Genomic DNA, 17,369 nt, shown 5'->3' with positions numbered 1-17,369 from the left:
TTCGGGTGACAGTTCTGCGCCGTGCGCCTCGCACAAAAGCCGCGCTGGCGAACGGACCGTGGGGCTACCCGCCGCCCGCGACGCAGGTCACCATCCCCGCGAAATCCGGGGGAACGGGCCCGATGGCCGCTGACAAAGACCGCATCATCCTGCTCGACGCCCTGCGGGGGCTGGGCGTGCTGGGCATCCTGCTGTGCAATGCGCCCGGCTTCGCCTTTCCGATGGAGCTCAGCGACAGCGTCCGCACCTGGCCGTTCGGGACGGGGCCGGAGACGATGTCGGTATGGCTGGTCACCCAGTGGCTGTTCCAGCGCAAGTTCGTCGCCCTGTTCTCGATGCTGTTCGGGATCTCGATGTTCCTGGTCGGCGGAGAGAAGGGGGCGGAGGGCCGGGGCGGGCTGCTCTATCGCCGGCTGGGCTGGCTGGCCGTGTTCGGGATCGTCCACGGCTTTGCGATCTGGTGGGGCGACGTGCTGCTGAGCTACGCCCTGGCCGGCTTGGCGGTGACCCAGGCCCGCTCATGGCCGGCCCGCAAGCTCTTGGCCACGGGGATCGGGCTGTGGGTCGTCTTCTCGCTGGTCACCGGGGCGGCGCTGGTCCTGCTGACGCTGGTCCCGTCGGCGTCCACCGGCCCTGAAGCGGCTGCGGAGGCCGCCCGTGCGGCGACCGCGATCGCCGCCTATCGCGGCGGCTTCCTGCAGTCCCTGGCCGCCAACGTCGCCGACCGGCTGGAGATGCTGCCCTACGAAGTGCTCGTCTTCCTGCAGACGGCCGGCCTGATGATGGTCGGCCTGGGGGCCTACAAGACGGGCGTGTTCACCGGCGCGGCCTCGATGCGGACCTACGGCGTGCTGATCGCCATCGGCCTGGGCGCGCTGGCCCTGGTGGGCTGGCCCTATTTCGCCTTCGTGCTGGGCGGCATGGGCGAGCGCGACCTGCGCCTGGCCGAGGGGCTGCAGATCGCCACCGCGCCCCTCACCACCCTGGCCTATGTCGGGCTGATGGCGCTGGCGGCGCGCTCGGCCGGGTTCTGGCGGAAGATCCCCGCCGTCCTGGCCCCGGTCGGCCAGATGGCCTTCACCAACTACATCGCCCAGTCGCTGGTGATGACCGCCATCTTCTACGGCGGCCGGGGCCTTGGCCTCTATGCCCGCCTCGACCGCCCGGCCCTGGCCCTGATCGTCGTCGCGCTCTGGATCGTCCAGGTGCTGTGGTCGCGCTGGTGGCTCGCGCGCTTTTCGATGGGGCCGCTGGAATGGGTCTGGCGGCGGCTCTATCGGGGGGCGACGCGGTTGCGGCGGGCGTGAACGCGCTGCGCCGTGCGTCCTTCGAGGTTCGCCTTCGGCTCTCACCTCAGGATGAGGGATTCATTGCACGGACCTCCTCATCCTGAGGCGCCCGCGCAGCGGGCCTCGAAGGACGCACCCCGCGTGAGCCTTCGCACCCAGCCCTTTGTCCGTGTCGAATAACCGTGTGTGTCATAGGGTTGTCGCCGGGCGGGACTAACGCGACCGCAAGACGTCGCGGGCGTCCAGTCGGGGAGTGCGTTCACATGAAGATCGATCGTCGCGGGCTTCTGGCCCTGCTCGGCTCCGGCGCGGCCACGCCGGTCGTCGCCGCCGCTCCCAAGACCTTCGACGGCGAGGTCGTCTTCGCCCACGGCCTGGCCTCGGGCGATCCGCTGGCCGACCGGGTGATCCTGTGGACCCGCGTTTCGGCCCAGGGCGCGACCGCCCCGGTGGCCGTCCGCTGGGAGGTGGCCAGCGACGAGGGCTTCAAGACCATCGTCGCCCAGGGCCAGGCGCTCACCGACGCCGGCCGCGACTGGACGGTCAAGGTCGACGCCACGGGCCTGAAGCCGGGCAGCGACTATCACTTCCGTTTCCGTCCGCTGAAGGCCGGCAAGCCGGTCGGCGAGGGGATCGCCGGGCGCACCCGCACCCTGCCCGAGGCGGGCGTCAAGGACGTGGTCCTGGCCGTGGCCTCGTGCTCGCTCTATCCGAACGGCTACTTCACGGCCTACGACGCGATCGCCAAGCTGCCGCGCGTCGACGCCGTGCTGCACCTGGGCGACTACATCTACGAGTACGGCGGCGGCCCCAAGGACTACGGCATGAGCTCGCCGGTCGCGCCCCAGCGCCGACCCGACCCGCCGCACGAGATCGTCTCGCTGAGCGACTATCGCCGCCGCCACGCCCTCTACAAGACCGACCCGATGCTGCAGGCCGCCCATGCCCGAGCGCCGTGGATCGTGGTCTGGGACGACCACGAGACCGCCAACGACAGCTGGATCGGCGGGGCCGAGAACCACGATCCAGACAAGGGAGAAGGCGACTGGGCCGCCCGCAAGGCCGCCGCCCTGAAGGCCTATTACGAGTGGATGCCGATCCGTGAACCCTCGGCCGGAGCCCTGCCCGAAGCCGCCTGGCGCCGCTTCCAGTTCGGCGACGTCGCCACCCTGCTGATGGTCGAGACCCGCCTGTCGGCCCGCACCGAGCAGCTGGACTACGCCAAGGATCTGGCCTTCTCGGCCGACGGCAAGCCGCAGGTCGAGGCCTTCGTGGCCAAGTGGAAGGATCCCTCCCGCCGGCTGATGGGCGAGGGCCAGGAGCAGTGGCTGGCCCGCGAGGTCGACGCCTCGGTCAAGGCCGGCACGGCCTGGCAGGTGCTGGGCAACCAGGTGGTCATGGCCCGCGTCGCCGCCCCCAACCTCAAGGCCACGATGGGCGCGGCCAAGTTCGACGCCCTGGTCGCGGCCCTGCCCGACTACGCCAGGGGCCGGGTCGAGAAGGGGATCGCCATGTCGGCCTACGACATCCCTTCCAACCTCGACGCCTGGGACGGCTATCCGGCCGACCGCCAGCGGGTCTACGACATCTTCAAGGCCAGCAAGGCCGCCCCGATCGTGCTGGCCGGCGACAGCCACATGTTCTGGGCCAACGAGCTGTGGGACGACGCCGGCTCCAGCCGCGTGGCGGCCGAGTTCGGCGCCACCTCGATCACCTCGCCCGGCTATGGCGACCTGATGCCCGGCGCCCCGATCGGCGAGGCCTTCGTCCAGCGCAATCGCGAAGTGAAGTACGCCCACCCCAGCGCCAAGGGCTTCGTCCTGCTGACCCTGGAGAAGGGCCGCGCGACGGGCCAGCTGGTGGCGGTGTCGACCATCCTGTCGACCGACTACACGACCAGCGTGCTGAAGACCTTCGTGGTCACCCCGGCGGACGGCGGCGGGGTCAAGGCGCTAAGCGAAATCCCTCTCTCTTAGAGAGAGGGATCTCGATCAGCGCCGCTCCAGCGCCAGCCTCAGGCCGAACGCGATGAACACGCCGCCGCTGATGCGGTCGAGCCACCTCACCACGGCGGCTTCGCGCAGCAGGCCGGCCAGCGGCGCGGTGGCGGCGATCAAAAGGCCGGCCCAGGCCAGGCCCAGCAGGACGTGGATGCCCGCCAGCATGGTCCCGAACACGCCGGGATTGGCCCCGGCCGGTACGAACTGCGGCAGGAACGAGATGTAGAACACCCCGACCTTGGGATTGAGCAGGTTGGTGAACAGGCCGCGCCGGAACGAGTCGGCGATCCCGCCGCCGGTGGGCGACACCGCGCCGGGCTCGAAGCGGTCGCGCGGCTTCCACAGCATCTTGACGCCCATCCAGACCAGATAGGCCGCGCCGGCCCATTTCAGGGCCGTGTAGGCCAGTTCCGAGGCGGTCAGCAGCGCCCCGGCCCCGAAGGCTGCGGCCATGCCCCAGACGAGGCAGCCCACCCCGATGCCCATGGCCGCGGCCGCCGCCCGGCGCGGGCCTTCGGTGGCGGCGCTGCGCAGGACCAGCGCGGTGTCGAGCCCGGGGGTGATGGTCAGCAGGCTGGCGGCCAGGGTGAAGGCCAGCAGGGCCTCAGGCGTGGTCATGGACGTGCTCTTCCTCCCGCTCGACCAGCTGGCCGTTCTCCCAGACCCGGTAGAAGCACGAGCGGAAGCCCACGTGGCAGGCCCCGCCGTCGCCCTGCGGGCGCACCTTGATGACCACGGCGTCCTGGTCGCAGTCGATGCGCACCTGCGTGACGATCTGCAGCTGGCCGCTGGTCTCGCCCTTCTTCCACAGGCCGTTTCGCGAGCGGCTGAAATAGTGGGCCACGCCCGTGTCGAGCGTCAGCTTCAGGGCCTCGTCGTTCATCCAGGCCAGCATCAGGATCTCGCCGGTGTCGGCGTGCTGGGCCACCGCCGCCACCAGGCCGTTGGCGTCGAAGCGCGGAGCAATGACGACGCCCCGCTCCAGGGCCTGCTTGTCGGGAGCGGAGGGGAAGATCTGGCTGGTCATCAAAGACATATGGCGCATGACCCCCAGTTCAGGCTAGCCTCCGCGCACCGGCGGGGGACGGGAACGACAGGGACGATGGACCTAAAGTCCAGGATCAAGGACGGCGTGGCGACGTTGGATCGCCGGATGCGTCCATGGGCTCAGCGCTCGCAGGCCAATGGCTGGGCCTACGAATTCCTGCTGTTCGGCCTCAAGCAGGCCTGGGCGTGCCTGTTCGGCGGCCTGATGCTGGTGCTGCTGGTCGGCACCTACCTGTTCTGGCCGCACGACGCGGCCCTGGCCCGCTACGACTTCCTCGTCCTCGCCTCGGTGGCCATCCAGGCCCTGCTGCTGCTGCTCAAGCTGGAGCGCTGGGACGAAGCGGCGGTGATCCTGATCTTCCACATGGTCGGCACGGTCATGGAGATCTTCAAGACCGCCCACGGCTCTTGGATCTATCCCGAGGACAGCCTCCTGCGGATCGGCGACGTGCCGCTGTTCACCGGCTTCATGTACGCCTGCGTCGGCAGCTACATCGCCCGCATCTGGCGGCTCTTCGACATCACCTTCATCCGCTATCCGCCGTTCTGGAGCGCGCACGTCCTGGCGGTGCTGATCTATCTGAACTTCTTCACGCACCACTATGTCACCGACATGCGGCTGGGGCTGTTCGTGCTGTCGGCCCTGCTGTTCGGCCGCACCTGGTTCGTGTTCACGCCCGACCGCGTCCAGCGTCGCATGCCGATGCTGCTGGGCCTGATGCTGGTGGCGCTGTTCATCTGGCTGGCCGAGAACCTGGGCACGGCCGCCGGGGCCTGGATCTATCCCAGCCAGCGCGAGGGCTGGCACATGGTGCCGATCGAGAAGCTGGGCGCCTGGTACCTCTTGATGACCATCAGCTTCGTGCTGGTCAGCCTGGTCCACCGCCCGCTCGACGCCTGCGTCGAACGCCTGCGCGAGGGCATCCGCGGGGCGGTGTAGGGGGCAGGTGTCCTTCTCCCCTTGTGGGAGAAGGTGTCGGCGAAGCCGACGGATGAGGGGTCTCTCAAACGCAAGACGCCGCGACAGCCGATCAGCCGTCGCGGCGTTTCTCGTGGGGGCGACCCCTCACCCGACCCCGCTGCGCGGGGCCACCCTCTCCCGCAAGGGGAGAGGGATCGCGTTATTTGCGAGCAACCAGATCCATGAACCGCTGCTGCAGGACCTTGTCGGTCTTGAACACGCCGCGGAACTGGGTGGTGATGGTCGAGACGTCGTGGTGGTGCACGCCGCGGGTCGACATGCACTGGTGCTCGGCGTCGATCAGCACGGCGACGCCGGCGGCCGAGAGGTGATCCTCGATGGCGTCGGCGACCTGCATGGTCATGGTTTCCTGGGTCTGCAGGCGCTTGGCGTAGATTTCCACCAGGCGCGCCAGCTTCGACAGGCCCACGACCTTGCCGGTGGGCATGTAGGCCACCCAGGCCTTGCCCAGGAACGGCGCCATGTGGTGCTCGCAGTGGCTCTGCACGTCGATGCCGCGCAGCATGACCATGTCGTCGTAGCCCTGCACGTCCTCGAAGGTGCGCGAAAGCTCCTTGGCCGGGTCGCCGTGATAGCCGGCGAACCACTCGCCATAGGCGTCGACCACGCGCTGGGGCGTGTCGAGCAGGCCTTCGCGGTCGGGGTTGTCGCCGGCCCAGGCCAGCAGCGTGCGCACGGCGGCCATGGCTTCGTCGCGGGTGGGGCGCTGGGCGGGTTCAAGATCAAGACCGGCGTCATCAGAGCCGATCAGGGTTCGCTCGCGGGTCAGGGCGTCCATGTTTTGGCGGGGGTTCTTTCCACGGGCTGAGTTGCGCCAGAACGCCTGTCGTCCTGGAATTACGCGTGCCACCCGTTAAAGGGCGCGCCTTTCACGTCGCAAAGACGTGGTTCCAAGACGCGCTCCCCGCTATATGGGTCCGGTTTTTCGTTCCGACAACACCCTTCCGCTGCGTCAAGGCGACCGAGTTTTCATGACCATCAGGCTCTACGACACCATGGCGCGCGAGAAGCGCGACTTCGTTCCCGCCGATCGCGACCGGGTGACGATGTATGTCTGTGGACCGACGGTCTACGGCTACGCCCACATCGGCAACTTCCGTCCGGTGGTGGCCTTCGACGTGCTGTTCCGCCTGCTGCGCCACGAGTTCGGCGACGAGGCGGTGGTCTATGCGCGCAACGTCACCGACGTCGACGACAAGATCAACAAGAAGGCCGCCGACGAGGGCGTCGAGATCAAGGTCATCACCGACCGCTATCTCGCGGCCTATCACCAGGACGCCGATGCTCTGGGCGCGCTGCGCCCGACGCTGGAGCCCAAGGCCACCGACCACATCGGCGCCATCGTCGAGATGATCGGCAAGCTGGTGGACAACGGCTCGGCCTACGCCGCCGACGGCCACGTGCTGTTCGACACCCAGAGCTTCGCCGACTACGGCCAGCTTTCCGGCCGCCCGCTGGACGAGATGATCGCCGGCGCCCGCGTCGAGGTCGCGCCCTACAAGCGCCACCCGGCCGACTTCGTGCTGTGGAAGCCGTCCAAGGAGAACGAGCCGGAGTGGGAAAGCCCCTGGGGCGCGGGCCGTCCCGGCTGGCACATCGAGTGCTCGGCGATGATCGACAAGCAGCTGGGCCTGCCGATCGACATCCACGCCGGCGGCATCGACCTGCAGTTCCCCCACCATGAGAACGAGGTGGCGCAAGGCCGCTGCGCCCACGGCCTGCCGACCTACGCCCGCTACTGGATGCACAACGGCTTCCTCGACATGGCCGGCGAGAAGATGTCCAAGAGCCTGGGCAACGTCATCATCCCGCACGAGCTGGTGAAGACCGTGCCGGGCGAGGTGGTGCGCTGGGCCCTGCTGAGCGCCCACTACCGCCAGCCGCTGGACTGGACGCCCGAGCTGCTGGAACAGAGCCGCAAGTCGCTGGACCGCCTGTACGGCGCCCTGCGCCGCGCCAAGGACGTCACCCCCGACCAGGCCGTCGAGGCCCCGCAGGAGGTGATGGACGCCCTGTGCGACGACCTCAACACGCCGGCCGCCACGGCCAAGCTGTTCGAGGTCTCCAGCGCCATCGAGAAGGCCGTCACCGCCGGCGATCTGACCGAGGTGGCGATCCACAAGTCGCGCCTGCTCGAGGCCGGCGCCCTGCTGGGCTTCCTGCAGGCCGATCCCGACAGCTGGTTCGAAGGCGACGCCTCCGACGAGCTGAAGGCCCAGGTCGAAGACCTGCTGGCCCGCCGCGTCGCCGCCCGCACGGCCAAGGACTGGACCGCCGCCGACGCCATCCGCGGCGAACTCGACGCCCTGGGCGTCGTGGTCATGGACAGCCCGACCGGCGCCACCTGGCGCATGAAGGACTGATCCCTTTCCTTCTCCCCTTGCGGGAGAAGGTGTCGGCGAAGCCGACGGATGAGGGGTCTCTCAGACGCAAAACGCCGCGACAGCTGACCAGCCGTCGCGGCGTTTCTGTGCTTGCGACCCCTCACCCGACCCCACTTCGTGGGGCCACCCTCTCCCGCAAGGGGAGAGGGATCATCTAGCCGTCGACCCGCCGTTCTCAGGATCCGGCGGCAGGCCCGTCTTCGGGTCGCGCGGCACGGGCGCGAAGCCCTCGGCGATGAACAGGTCGGTGCGGCGGCTGCGCTTGGCGTCCAGCCGCACGCGGACGATCTCGTCGCCCGAATGGGCCTTGAAGTCCTGCTCGATCTTGGCGCGGTAGACGCCCTCCAGGCTGGCCACCAGCGCCCGGCGGCCGTATTCCGGCGTCAGCGGGGCCTCGGTCTCGGCCTGGTTCTGCGGATGGGCCTCGTGCACCCAGATGCGCAGCGGCGGCGCGCCGAACGTGCCCCAGTAGTCGCGGCCGTAATAGGCCGCCACGTTGAACAGGAAGCGGTCGTCGACGGTCACCGAGGTCACGCCGACGCCGGCCTGCTCCTCGCGGGCCCGGTCGATGATCGCCTGCACCGTCTGGTCCCAGCCGCGCACCCGCTTGAAGGCGTTCGACAGGCCGATGCCGTCGGCCAGGCGCGGGTTGGTCAGGCAGGCCAGGAACAGGCCCGCGAACACGCCCTGCACCGCAAGGCCCGCGATCAGCCACTTGCGCGCGCCCCAGCGCATCATCCAGCCGGCCGCCAGCACCGAGCCGGCGACATAGGCGGCGGCCGCCCAGTTGGCGTTGGCGCGGCTGACGAAGGCCTGGCCGGCCACGGTCAGCAGCGGCGGCAAAGCAAAGCACAGCAGCAGCACGTCGGCCGGCTGCAGCTTGCGGCGGAGGGCCAGCACGATCCCGCCGCCCAGCAGCACGCCGAAGGGCAGGGGGCCGAACACCCCGAATTGCGAGCCGATGAACTCGACCAGCTCGCGCGGATTGAACAGCGAGTGCGAGCCCCAGTTGGCGTTGGCGGCGGTGTGCTCGACCGTGGCGAACTTGTGGGCGGCGTTCCAGATCAGGTTGGGCGCGAAGACGGCGATCAGCACGCCGAAGAAGGTCAGCGCCATCGGCCAGGTCCAGACCTTGCGGGCTTCGCGCGACAGCAGCGCGTGGGCGCCGATGCTGGCCAGCAGGTAGACGGCCGCGTACTTCGACAGGAAGGCCAGGCCCAGCGCCGCGCCCAGGCCGGCGGCGACCAGCAGGCGCTTGCGGCCGGGCTCGGCGGCCGGCAGCGACACATAGGCCCAGATCGTCAGCGCCAGGAAGAACAGCAGCGGCGCGTCGGTGCCGATCACCGCCGACGACAGGGCCACGCCCGGCATCAGGGCGTAGACGGCCGCGGCCGCCATGCCGGTCCATCCGCCGTAGAGGCGGTTGGCGATGCGATACAGCACCAGCGCCGTGGCGCCGTGCAGCAGCGGCGCGCCGACCCGCAGCCAGGCCTCGGCGTCACCGCCGATCTGGGTGGTCAGCCAGATCACCCAGGCCACCATCGGCGGCTTGGAATAGTAGCCGAAGTCCAGGGTTCGCGACCAAAGCCAGTACTGGGCTTCGTCCGGGTACAGTTCCAGCGGCGTGGAAAAAATCGCCAGCACCCGGACGATTGTCAGCAAGCCCGCCGCGATGACGGTCAAGCGCCAGGCTCGGGCTTCGGAATCTTTGGCGGCGTAAGGGCTGGCTGTCATGCGCGCTTCTTACCGAAGTAAGTGAAATATGACTAATTCTTCCGCAAGCGACGGAGGAATCTGGCGGTTTCTGGGCCATCGTGGCCTTTCCGTCACCAAACCTTCGAAATGTTTCGCTAAACCCCACAAACGATGCGGTTTGATGCTCACTTTTTCGGGCTCGCGTCAAAGAATGAGGGGATCCTTGCATATGAAGACGAAAAAAATCGCCTGCCTGGCGTCGACCGCGCTGGTCGGCAGCCTGCTGGCGTCGACCGCCGCTTTCGCCCAGTCGACCGGCACCGACGCCGTCGAGGCCATCGTCGTCACGGCGACCACCACCCGCAACCAGAACGGCGCGATCGTTTCGCAGACCGTGCCGAAGGCGCGCTCGACGATCACGCAGGAATTCATCTCCCGCCAGGTGCCGGGCCAGACCGTTCTGGACTCGCTCAACCTGATGCCGGGCGTGAACTTCACCAACAACGACGCCTTCGGCTCGGCCGGCGGCGACATCAACATCCGCGGCTTCGACAGCCAGCGCGTCGCCCTGCTGCAAGACGGCATCCCGCTGAACGACAGCGGTAACTACGCCATCTACCCGAACCAGCAGCTGGACTCGGAACTGATCTCCAAGGTCGACGTGAACCTGGGCACGACCGACGTCGACAGCCCGACGGCCGCGGCCGCCGGCGGCACCATCAACTACGTCACCCGCAAGCCGTCGGAAGACTTCGGCGCCACGATCGAGCTGCAGGGCGGCCAGCAGAACTTCAAGCGCTTCTTCGGCGTGATCGACACCGGCGCCGTCGGCCCGCTCGGCACCAGCGCCTGGATCAGCTACGCGGAAGCCAAGAACGACGTGTTCAACGGCCCGGGCAAGATCCACAAGAAGCAGTTCAACGCCCGCATCTATCAGCCGATCGGCGACAACGGCGACTTCGTCAGCCTGATCGCCAACTACAACGAAAACCGCAACAACTTCATCAACCGCATGTCGCTGGCGGCCTTCCAGGCCGGCACGGGCGTCGGCTACACGGACTCGGTTTCGGGCACGAGCGCGGCTGGCGCCTGTAACCGCGCCACCCCGGTCGCCGGCACCGCCCAGGTCGATCTGAACACCGGCACCTGCTACAAGTACAACATCAACCCGTCGAACACGGGCAACATCCGCGGTCAGTCGCTGTTCCACATCGGCGAGAACCTGATCGTCACGGCCGACCCGTACTTCCAGTACACCCTGGCCAACGGCGGCGGTCGCGCCCTGTTCCGTGAAGACGGCACCGGCACCGGCAACGGCTTCATCCGTGGTTCGTCGCTGACCGGCGCCCTGGACCTGAACGGCGACGGCGACACGCTCGACACCGTCCTGCTGTACGGCCCGAACATCACCAACACCCGTCGTTACGGCATCACGTCGTCGGCCATCTGGAAGTTCTCGGACAGCCAGAGCATCCGCGCCGCCTACACCTACGACACGGCCAACCACCGTCAGACCGGTCAGTACACGACCTTCGACCTGCAGATGAACCCGAACGACGTGTTCGGCGGCAAGGACGGCTACGGCCAAGCGATCCGTCTGTCGGACGGCTCGATCCTGCGCCGTCGTGACCGCGTCTCGGTCGCCACGCTGAACCAGTTCTCGGCCGAGTACCGCGGCAAGTTCATCGAAGACAAGCTGCTGGTGAACGTCGGCATCCGCGCGCCGTTCTTCAAGCGCGACCTGAACAACTTCTGCTACCAGGTCGACACCTTCAACGCCTACTGCACCAACCAGGCCCCGACCGCGGTCGCCGGCTCCGACGACGGCAACGGCCAGACCCTGGTCACCCTGCCGGGTCAAGGCACCACCCAGTACGGCCGTCCGCGCAAGTTCACGCGCAAGTACGACGACATCCTGCCGAACGTGGGCGCCAGCTATAAGTTCACCGACAGCCAGTCGATCTACGTCAGCTACGCCCAGACCCTGTCGGCGCCGCGTACGGACGACCTCTACGACCGCAAGATGACGGACCCGGATCCGGAAACCGCCAACGTCTACGACATCGGCTACCGCTTCCAGAACTCGACCGTCCTGTTCGCGGCCTCGGTGTACTACAACGACTTCACCAACCGCATCGAGCGGGCGTTCAACGAGCAGGACAACATCGCCTTCTCGGTCAACGTGGGTGACGTGGTGCTGAAGGGCTTCGACGCCCAGTTCGGCGTTCGTCCGGCCAGCTACATCGGCTTCTACGCTTCGTTCTCGTACGTCGACTCCGAGATCCAGTCGAACATCCCGGGCACCTCGCTCGGCAGCACCCTGCCGACCAAGGGCAAGGAACTGTACGAGACCCCGAAGTACCAGGGCGGCCTGCGCGTCGACTGGGACGTCACCGACGCCTTCAGCGTCGGCGTTCAAGCCAAGTACGTCGGCGAGCGCTGGACCAACCTGACCAACACCGAAAAGGTGCCGAGCTACGCTCTGCTGGACCTGGACGCGCGCTACACCCTGGAAGCCATCGGCGCCAAGGGCTCGTACGTCCAGCTGAACGTCAAGAACCTGACCGACGAGAAGTACCTCGGCGACCTGTCGGTGAACCCGTCGGGCACCGGCCTTGGTCAGCCGGGCTACCCGCGCACCGTCATGGTCACCCTGCACGCCAAGTTCTAATCCGAACCTGGACGCAGAAAGACGGAAGGGCGGCTCTTCGGAGCCGCCCTTTTTCTTTTGTCGCACCAATTTGCTAGAACCCGCGCTTGACCCCCGGTCCCCCAGGGGCCATCTGCGCCGCTCCGTTTGACCAGGCTTTCGAAAATGACCCTCACCGTTCCCGCCGAGTGGGCTCCGCACCGCGCCATGTGGCTGGGCTTCCCCAGCCATGGCGAGCTCTGGCAGGAAGACCTCGAGCAGGCGCAACAGGAGGTCGCCGACCTCGCCCGCGCCCTGGCCGGCCCAGGCGGCGAGCGCGTGCGCCTGATGGTGGTCGGCGACGAGGCCGAGGCCGCCGCCCGCGCCCTGCTCTCCGACACCAGCGTCGAGATCGTCCGCGGCCAGTTCGGCGACATCTGGCTGCGCGACACCGGTCCGATCTTCACCGAGACCGCCAAGGGCGCCTCGGCGGCCGGCTTCAAGTTCAACGGCTGGGGCGGCAAGTACGACCTGGAGGGCGACGACATCGTCGCCGAGCAGATCGCCGCGGCCTCGGGCGCGCCGCTGGTCCGCAACGACTTCATCCTGGAAGGCGGCGCCCTCGACCACGACGGCCTGGGCACCATCCTGACCACCCGCCAGTGCCTGCTGAACGCCAACCGCAACGCCGGCTGGGACGAAGCCTCGGCCACCTCCGCCCTGGGCGCCGCCCTGGGCGCCAAGAAGGTGCTGTGGCTGGGCGATGGTTTGCTCAACGACCACACCGACGGCCACGTCGACAACCTGGCCCGCTTCGTCGCGCCCGGCGTCGTCGCCTGCCCGATGGCCTTCGGCGCCGACGATCCCAACGCCGAGGTCTATGCCGAGACCGCCCGCCTGCTGGGCGCCATGACCGACAGCCGCGGCTCGCCGCTGCAGGTCGTGCGCATCCCCTCGCCGGGCAAGATCCTGGACGAGGACGGCGAGCCGATCCCGGCCTCGCACATGAACTTCCTGATCGCCAACGAGGCGGTGATCGTGCCGATCTACGCCGAGGAGTCGGGCGCCTTCGCCGTCGAGGTGATCAAGGGCCTGTTCCCCGAGCGCCAGGTCATCGGCCTGGCCTCGACCGCGATCCTCACCGGCGGCGGTTCGTTCCACTGCATCAGCCAGCAAGAACCCGCTTAGTACGTTGACACAAGTCGGAGGCCTTGGAGGCCTCCGCGAAAGCCGCGCGCTCGCAGTTTCAACTTTTTGGTGATCCGGACCTCCGACATGACCCGCACGCTCAGCGTCGCCGCCATCCAGACCTCCTACGGCATGGACCTGGCGGCCAACATCAAGAAGACCGAAGGCTTCATCCGCGAGGCCGCCGCCAAGGGCGCGCAGGTCATCCTGCCGTCCGAGCTGTTCCAGGGCCCGTACTTCTGCGTGGCGCAGGAGGAGCGCTGGTTCGCGCAGGCCCATCCGTGGCGCGAGCACCCGGTGGTCAAGGCCATCGCGCCGCTGGCCGGCGAGCTGGGCGTGGTGATCCCGATCTCGATCTTCGAGCGCGAGGGCCCGCACTACTTCAACAGCCTGGTGATGGCCGACGCCGACGGCAGCCTGCTGGGCGTCTATCGCAAGAGCCACATCCCCGACGGCCCCGGCTACATGGAGAAGTACTACTTCCGGCCGGGCGACACGGGCTTCAAGGTCTGGGACACGCGTTTCGGCCGCCTGGGCGTCGGCATCTGCTGGGACCAGTGGTACCCCGAGGCCGCCCGCGCCATGGCCCTGATGGGCGCCGAGGCCCTGTTCTACCCCACCGCCATCGGCAGCGAGCCGCATGACGCCAGCCTCGACACGGCCCTGCCGTGGCGCCGGGCCATGCAGGGTCACGCGGTCAGCAACGTGATCCCGGTGATCGGCGCCAACCGCATCGGCTTCGAGCCCTGGGACGGCTATCCCAACGGCGGCCAGACCTTCTACGGCTCGTCGTTCATCGCCGACCATCGCGGCGACCTGGTCAGCGAGCTGGGCCGCGCCGACGAAGGCCTGGTCAACGCCACCTTCGACCTCGACTTCCTGACCACCCACCGCGCCGCCTGGGGCTTCTTCCGCGACCGTCGTCCGGAATTCTACACCAGCCTCGCCGGCCCCCGCCCGACGGCCTGACGCCGACGACGCGGGCCACGCGGACCAACGACGAAGGGCGGGGGAGACCCCGCCCTTTTTCGTGCGCGCCTCGAACGCCGCCGCACGCACGCGCAACCCCAGGAGCGCGGCTGAACCGCGCCGGCCTGAAAGCTTCACCGATGTCCGGAAAGGTCCTTGGTGGAGCCGAGGGGAATCGAACCCCTGACCTCCTCATTGCGAACGAGGCGCTCTACCATCTGAGCTACGGCCCCAAGGAAGCGCGGAGATACGGTGGCCTGGAGCGTCCGTCAAGCGGCAGTTGCAGGGGTCGGTGAAAACAGCGCGGCCTTGCCAGGGCGGGCGGGGGCGGGCAAGAAGTCGGTCGCTGGGGCTCGCCGGCTTTCGACGGCGACGTCGAGGCTTGGCAGGCGGGTTCCCGATCGCACATCCCGAGCGTGGCAGGCCCCGAAACCGTACATATCTTCGGTGGCCACGCTCCAGCACGGAACGCACATGGCCCCGCTGATCTACTTCGTCTTCTTCATTCTCAACGCCCTGCTCGGCCTGCTGAAGTGGGCGGTGATCATCAGCGCGATCATCAGCTGGCTGGTGGCCTTCGACGTCATCAACCTGCGCAACAACGCGGTCTATCAGATCAGCCGCTTCCTCGACGCGGTGACGCGACCGCTGCTGGCCCCGCTGCGCAAGGTCATCCCGCCGCTGGGCGGCGTCGACATCACCCCGATCATCCTGATCCTGGTGATCATCGGCGTGCAGAACTTCCTGCTGTTCCCGCTGCGCAACACCCTGCTTGGCATCCTCGGCTGATCCAGCCGTGACCAGCGCCGTCCTGGCCGTGCGCCTGACCCCGCGGGGCGGGCGTGACGCCGTCGACGGCTGGGCGGCCGACGCCGACGGCCGGCCCTATCTGAAGGTGCGGGTCAGCGCCCCGCCGGTCGAGGGCGAGGCCAACGCCGCCCTCGTCGCCTTCCTGGCCAAGCGCCTGGGACTGTCGCGCTCGGCCGTCCGCGTGGCCGCCGGCGCGACCGCGCGCCTCAAGCGGCTGGAGATCGACGGCCTGTCGCCCGAGGACCTCGAGCGCCTGCTGGGCCGTCCCGGCTGACCGTTTCCCGGGCGGGGTGCGGCCAATTGCCCGGCAGCCCCTTACCGCCCTCGCCAAGCCCCCCGACGGCGTGCCATTGAGAGAATGGCGTTCTTTCACGCCCTCTTAGCGTCTGTCGCCCATAGTCGGGGCGAGAAATTCCAGGGTTTCGAGGCCAGCGGGGGCTGCGCTATGCGCGGAAGGGCCATCAACGCGAAGGATCGCCAGGCGGCGATGATCCACGCCGCCGCGGCGCGGCGCGGCAATGTCTATCTGCGCCTGACCGCCACGATCTCGATCGCCGTCATCCTGCACGTCTTCATCGGCATGAAGTGGGTCTGGGCCTGGGCGGCGGTCTATACCGTGGCCCAGCTCTTCGAGCTGTGGCTGTTCCGGAAGCTGAAGGCCGCGCCCGAGCGGTTCCTGACCGGCTGGCGGGCCTGGTCGCTGGCGATCATGCCGGCGATCACCTCGATCATCTTCGGGGCCCTGGCCCTGCCGCTGTTCGCCTCGCATCAGCGCTTCGCGCCCACCCTGGGCGGCATGCTGCTGGCCGGGGCGCTGCTCAACGTCATCGTCGTCAATGTCAGCCTCCGGTCGGCCACCCTGGCGGCGGCGATCCCGCACGTCGTCTACCTGCTGATCGCGCCGTTCATCGGCCGGGCGGCCAATCCCGACGCGCCGCTGGCCAACGCCCTGTGGTTCGGGGTGCTGCTGCTGATCGTCTCGGTGACGGTGGCCGCCCGCACCCTGGAGGCCGCGCTGAAGGCCGAGGAGGCCGCCAAGGCCGAGGCCGAGCGCCGCCGTCACGAGGCCGAGGAGGCCGTGGCCGCCAAGAGCGCCTTCGTGGCCATGATCAGCCACGAACTGCGCACCCCGATCAGCGCCATCCTGGCCGGCGCGGCGCGCCTGCACAGCGAGGTCCCCGAGGCCAGCGCCAAGGTCCACGCCCAGCTGATCGCCGACGCCGGCGGCATGATGCGCACCCTGCTCAACGACCTTCTGGACTTCTCGCGCCTGGAGGCCGGCCGCATGGCCGTCGAGCGCGCGCCCTACGACCTGCGCCAGGCCCTGGCCGACACCCTGCGCCTGTGGCGGCCCGAGGTGCAGAAGAAGGGCCTGCGCCTGCGTATCGAGGGCGCGGCGGGCCTGCCGCGCTGGGTGGCCGGCGACAGCCTGCGGCTGCGCCAGGTGCTCAACAACCTGCTGTCCAACGCCATCAAGTTCACCGAGCGCGGCGAGATCGTCGTGACCCTGGCCGCCCACCGCCAGGGCGAGGGCTGGACGCTGGAGATCGGCGTCGTCGACACCGGCCGGGGCATCGAGCCCGAGGCCCTGCCGCGCCTGTTCACCCCCTTCGACCAGCTGACCGCCGAGGTCGTGCGCCGCCATGGCGGTTCGGGCCTGGGCCTGGTGATCAGCCGCGAGCTGGCCCGGCTGATGGGCGGCGACATCACCGTGGCCAGCGAGGGCCTGGGCAGGGGCGCGCGCCTGCGCCTGACGGTCCGCGTCGACGAGACCCAGGCGCCGCCGGTTGCGGCCAGCGCCGCCTCGATCGCCGGAACCCGGGTGCTGGTGGTCGACGACCACGTGGTCAACCGCCGGGCCGTCGAGCTGGTTCTGCAGACCTTCGGCGTCACGCCGGTGCTGGCCGAGTCCGGCGAGCGGGCGCTGGAGCTGCTTGGGGCCGGCGCCTTCGACGTGGTGCTGATGGACGTCTACATGCCGGGCCTGGGCGGTCGCGAGACCACCCGCATCCTGCGCGGCGAGCCTGGTCCCAACCGCGACGCGCCGGTCATCGCCGTCACCGCCTCCTCGACCCCCAAGGACTGGGACGCCTGCCGCGCCGCCGGCATGGACGCCCACGTCGCCAAGCCGATCGACCCGGCCCAGCTGCACGCGGCCCTGGTCGACGTGCTGTCCAACCCGCCGGCCCGCACCGCGGCGGCTTAGGGTCGGTACTCAATTGGCCGAGGGCAATGGGTTATCTGTTTCAATAGCCTATAGCAGTTGTCATCCCGGCCGCAGCGCAGCGGAGCGCCGGGATCTCCCACAGTTTCCGAACCTGCCAACGTGGGAGATCCCGGCTCTACGGATCGCTGACGCGCTCCTCCGGCCGGGAA

General features: G+C 68.7%; 14 protein-coding genes and 1 tRNA gene. 10 read left to right on the top strand and 5 right to left on the bottom strand.

Going from position 1 to position 17,369, the window contains the following annotated elements; all coding sequences use genetic code 11:
• Positions 1-122 precede the first annotated feature (122 nt).
• A complete protein-coding gene (locus G5B46_RS18785; RefSeq protein WP_165261335.1) occupies positions 123-1,307 on the top strand; it encodes a DUF418 domain-containing protein in 1,185 nt (394 codons plus the stop codon).
• Positions 1,308-1,552: 245 nt separating this feature from the next.
• Complete coding sequence (locus G5B46_RS18780; protein ID WP_165261333.1) at positions 1,553-3,265, top strand: alkaline phosphatase D family protein; 1,713 nt, start codon at positions 1,553-1,555, stop codon at positions 3,263-3,265.
• A gap of 15 nt (positions 3,266-3,280) precedes the next feature.
• On the opposite strand, the gene G5B46_RS18775 is transcribed toward G5B46_RS18780, so the two are convergent.
• Together G5B46_RS18775 and hisI are read right to left on the bottom strand one after the other, a co-directional pair.
• Entirely contained in the window at positions 3,281-3,907 is a 627-nt protein-coding gene (locus G5B46_RS18775) for a LysE family translocator (protein WP_165261331.1), read from the bottom strand.
• On the bottom strand, positions 3,894-4,316 hold the full coding sequence (hisI, locus tag G5B46_RS18770) for a phosphoribosyl-AMP cyclohydrolase (RefSeq protein ID WP_165261329.1): 423 nt from the start codon (positions 4,314-4,316) through the stop codon (positions 3,894-3,896). The genes G5B46_RS18775 and hisI overlap by 14 nt, the downstream gene beginning before the upstream one ends.
• A gap of 75 nt (positions 4,317-4,391) precedes the next feature.
• On the opposite strand from hisI, the gene G5B46_RS18765 reads away from it, so the two are divergent.
• The gene (locus tag G5B46_RS18765) at positions 4,392-5,276 is read left to right on the top strand and encodes a DUF817 domain-containing protein (RefSeq protein WP_165261327.1); all 885 of its coding nucleotides are present in this window, start codon (positions 4,392-4,394) and stop codon (positions 5,274-5,276) included.
• Positions 5,277-5,457: 181 nt separating this feature from the next.
• On the opposite strand, the gene folE is transcribed toward G5B46_RS18765, so the two are convergent.
• Positions 5,458-6,096, bottom strand: a complete 639-nt coding sequence (gene folE, locus G5B46_RS18760; RefSeq protein ID WP_165261325.1) for a GTP cyclohydrolase I FolE — start codon at positions 6,094-6,096, stop codon at positions 5,458-5,460.
• A 193-nt stretch (positions 6,097-6,289) separates the two neighbouring features.
• Between folE and cysS the strand changes: the two genes are divergently transcribed.
• The gene (cysS, locus tag G5B46_RS18755) at positions 6,290-7,681 is read left to right on the top strand and encodes a cysteine--tRNA ligase (RefSeq protein WP_165261323.1); all 1,392 of its coding nucleotides are present in this window, start codon (positions 6,290-6,292) and stop codon (positions 7,679-7,681) included.
• Positions 7,682-7,852: 171 nt separating this feature from the next.
• Here cysS and G5B46_RS18750 read toward each other — a convergent pair whose 3' ends face one another.
• Positions 7,853-9,436 carry a glycosyltransferase family 39 protein gene (locus G5B46_RS18750; protein ID WP_165261321.1) on the bottom strand — a complete coding sequence of 528 codons (1,584 nt, stop codon included), beginning with the start codon at positions 9,434-9,436 and terminating at the stop codon, positions 7,853-7,855.
• Positions 9,437-9,626: 190 nt separating this feature from the next.
• Here G5B46_RS18750 and G5B46_RS18745 point away from each other — a divergent pair, with 190 nt between their 5' ends.
• The 3 genes from G5B46_RS18745 to aguB all read left to right on the top strand — a co-directional run bounded on the left by G5B46_RS18745 (position 9,627) and on the right by aguB (position 14,183).
• Entirely contained in the window at positions 9,627-12,068 is a 2,442-nt protein-coding gene (locus G5B46_RS18745; protein WP_240903569.1) for a TonB-dependent receptor, read from the top strand.
• 144 nt (positions 12,069-12,212) lie between these two features.
• Positions 12,213-13,214 carry an agmatine deiminase family protein gene (locus G5B46_RS18740; protein WP_165261317.1) on the top strand — a complete coding sequence of 334 codons (1,002 nt, stop codon included), beginning with the start codon at positions 12,213-12,215 and terminating at the stop codon, positions 13,212-13,214.
• 87 nt (positions 13,215-13,301) lie between these two features.
• Entirely contained in the window at positions 13,302-14,183 is an 882-nt protein-coding gene (gene aguB / locus G5B46_RS18735) for an N-carbamoylputrescine amidase (protein ID WP_165261315.1), read from the top strand.
• A 157-nt stretch (positions 14,184-14,340) separates the two neighbouring features.
• Here the strand turns inward: aguB and G5B46_RS18730 are convergent.
• A tRNA-Ala gene (locus G5B46_RS18730) sits at positions 14,341-14,416 on the bottom strand.
• Between the two features lie 241 nt (positions 14,417-14,657).
• Between G5B46_RS18730 and G5B46_RS18725 the strand changes: the two genes are divergently transcribed.
• The 3 genes from G5B46_RS18725 to G5B46_RS18715 all read left to right on the top strand — a co-directional run bounded on the left by G5B46_RS18725 (position 14,658) and on the right by G5B46_RS18715 (position 17,199).
• Positions 14,658-14,972 carry a YggT family protein gene (locus G5B46_RS18725; protein WP_165261313.1) on the top strand — a complete coding sequence of 105 codons (315 nt, stop codon included), beginning with the start codon at positions 14,658-14,660 and terminating at the stop codon, positions 14,970-14,972.
• A 7-nt stretch (positions 14,973-14,979) separates the two neighbouring features.
• Entirely contained in the window at positions 14,980-15,267 is a 288-nt protein-coding gene (locus G5B46_RS18720; protein WP_165261311.1) for a DUF167 family protein, read from the top strand.
• 213 nt (positions 15,268-15,480) lie between these two features.
• The gene (locus G5B46_RS18715) at positions 15,481-17,199 is read left to right on the top strand and encodes an ATP-binding protein (RefSeq protein WP_240903568.1); all 1,719 of its coding nucleotides are present in this window, start codon (positions 15,481-15,483) and stop codon (positions 17,197-17,199) included.
• Positions 17,200-17,369 lie beyond the last annotated feature (170 nt).

This window comes from Caulobacter sp. 602-2 (genome assembly GCF_011043625.1).
In the GTDB taxonomy this organism is placed as follows: Bacteria; Pseudomonadota; Alphaproteobacteria; order Caulobacterales; family Caulobacteraceae; genus Caulobacter.
The sequence above is the reverse complement of the archived record's forward strand: the minus strand, read 5'-3'. Positions and strand labels throughout refer to the sequence as shown.

Coding starts and splice junctions, on each gene's coding strand:
- G5B46_RS18785 (WP_165261335.1), top strand. CDS start 123: ATGGCCGCTGACAAAGACCGCATCATCCTGCTCGACGCCCTGCGGGGG.
- G5B46_RS18780 (WP_165261333.1), top strand. CDS start 1,553: ATGAAGATCGATCGTCGCGGGCTTCTGGCCCTGCTCGGCTCCGGCGCG.
- G5B46_RS18775 (WP_165261331.1), bottom strand. CDS start 3,907: ATGACCACGCCTGAGGCCCTGCTGGCCTTCACCCTGGCCGCCAGCCTG.
- hisI (WP_165261329.1), bottom strand. CDS start 4,316: ATGACCAGCCAGATCTTCCCCTCCGCTCCCGACAAGCAGGCCCTGGAG.
- G5B46_RS18765 (WP_165261327.1), top strand. CDS start 4,392: ATGGACCTAAAGTCCAGGATCAAGGACGGCGTGGCGACGTTGGATCGC.
- folE (WP_165261325.1), bottom strand. CDS start 6,096: ATGGACGCCCTGACCCGCGAGCGAACCCTGATCGGCTCTGATGACGCC.
- cysS (WP_165261323.1), top strand. CDS start 6,290: ATGACCATCAGGCTCTACGACACCATGGCGCGCGAGAAGCGCGACTTC.
- G5B46_RS18750 (WP_165261321.1), bottom strand. CDS start 9,436: ATGACAGCCAGCCCTTACGCCGCCAAAGATTCCGAAGCCCGAGCCTGG.
- G5B46_RS18745 (WP_240903569.1), top strand. CDS start 9,627: ATGAAGACGAAAAAAATCGCCTGCCTGGCGTCGACCGCGCTGGTCGGC.
- G5B46_RS18740 (WP_165261317.1), top strand. CDS start 12,213: ATGACCCTCACCGTTCCCGCCGAGTGGGCTCCGCACCGCGCCATGTGG.
- aguB (WP_165261315.1), top strand. CDS start 13,302: ATGACCCGCACGCTCAGCGTCGCCGCCATCCAGACCTCCTACGGCATG.
- G5B46_RS18725 (WP_165261313.1), top strand. CDS start 14,658: ATGGCCCCGCTGATCTACTTCGTCTTCTTCATTCTCAACGCCCTGCTC.
- G5B46_RS18715 (WP_240903568.1), top strand. CDS start 15,481: ATGATCCACGCCGCCGCGGCGCGGCGCGGCAATGTCTATCTGCGCCTG.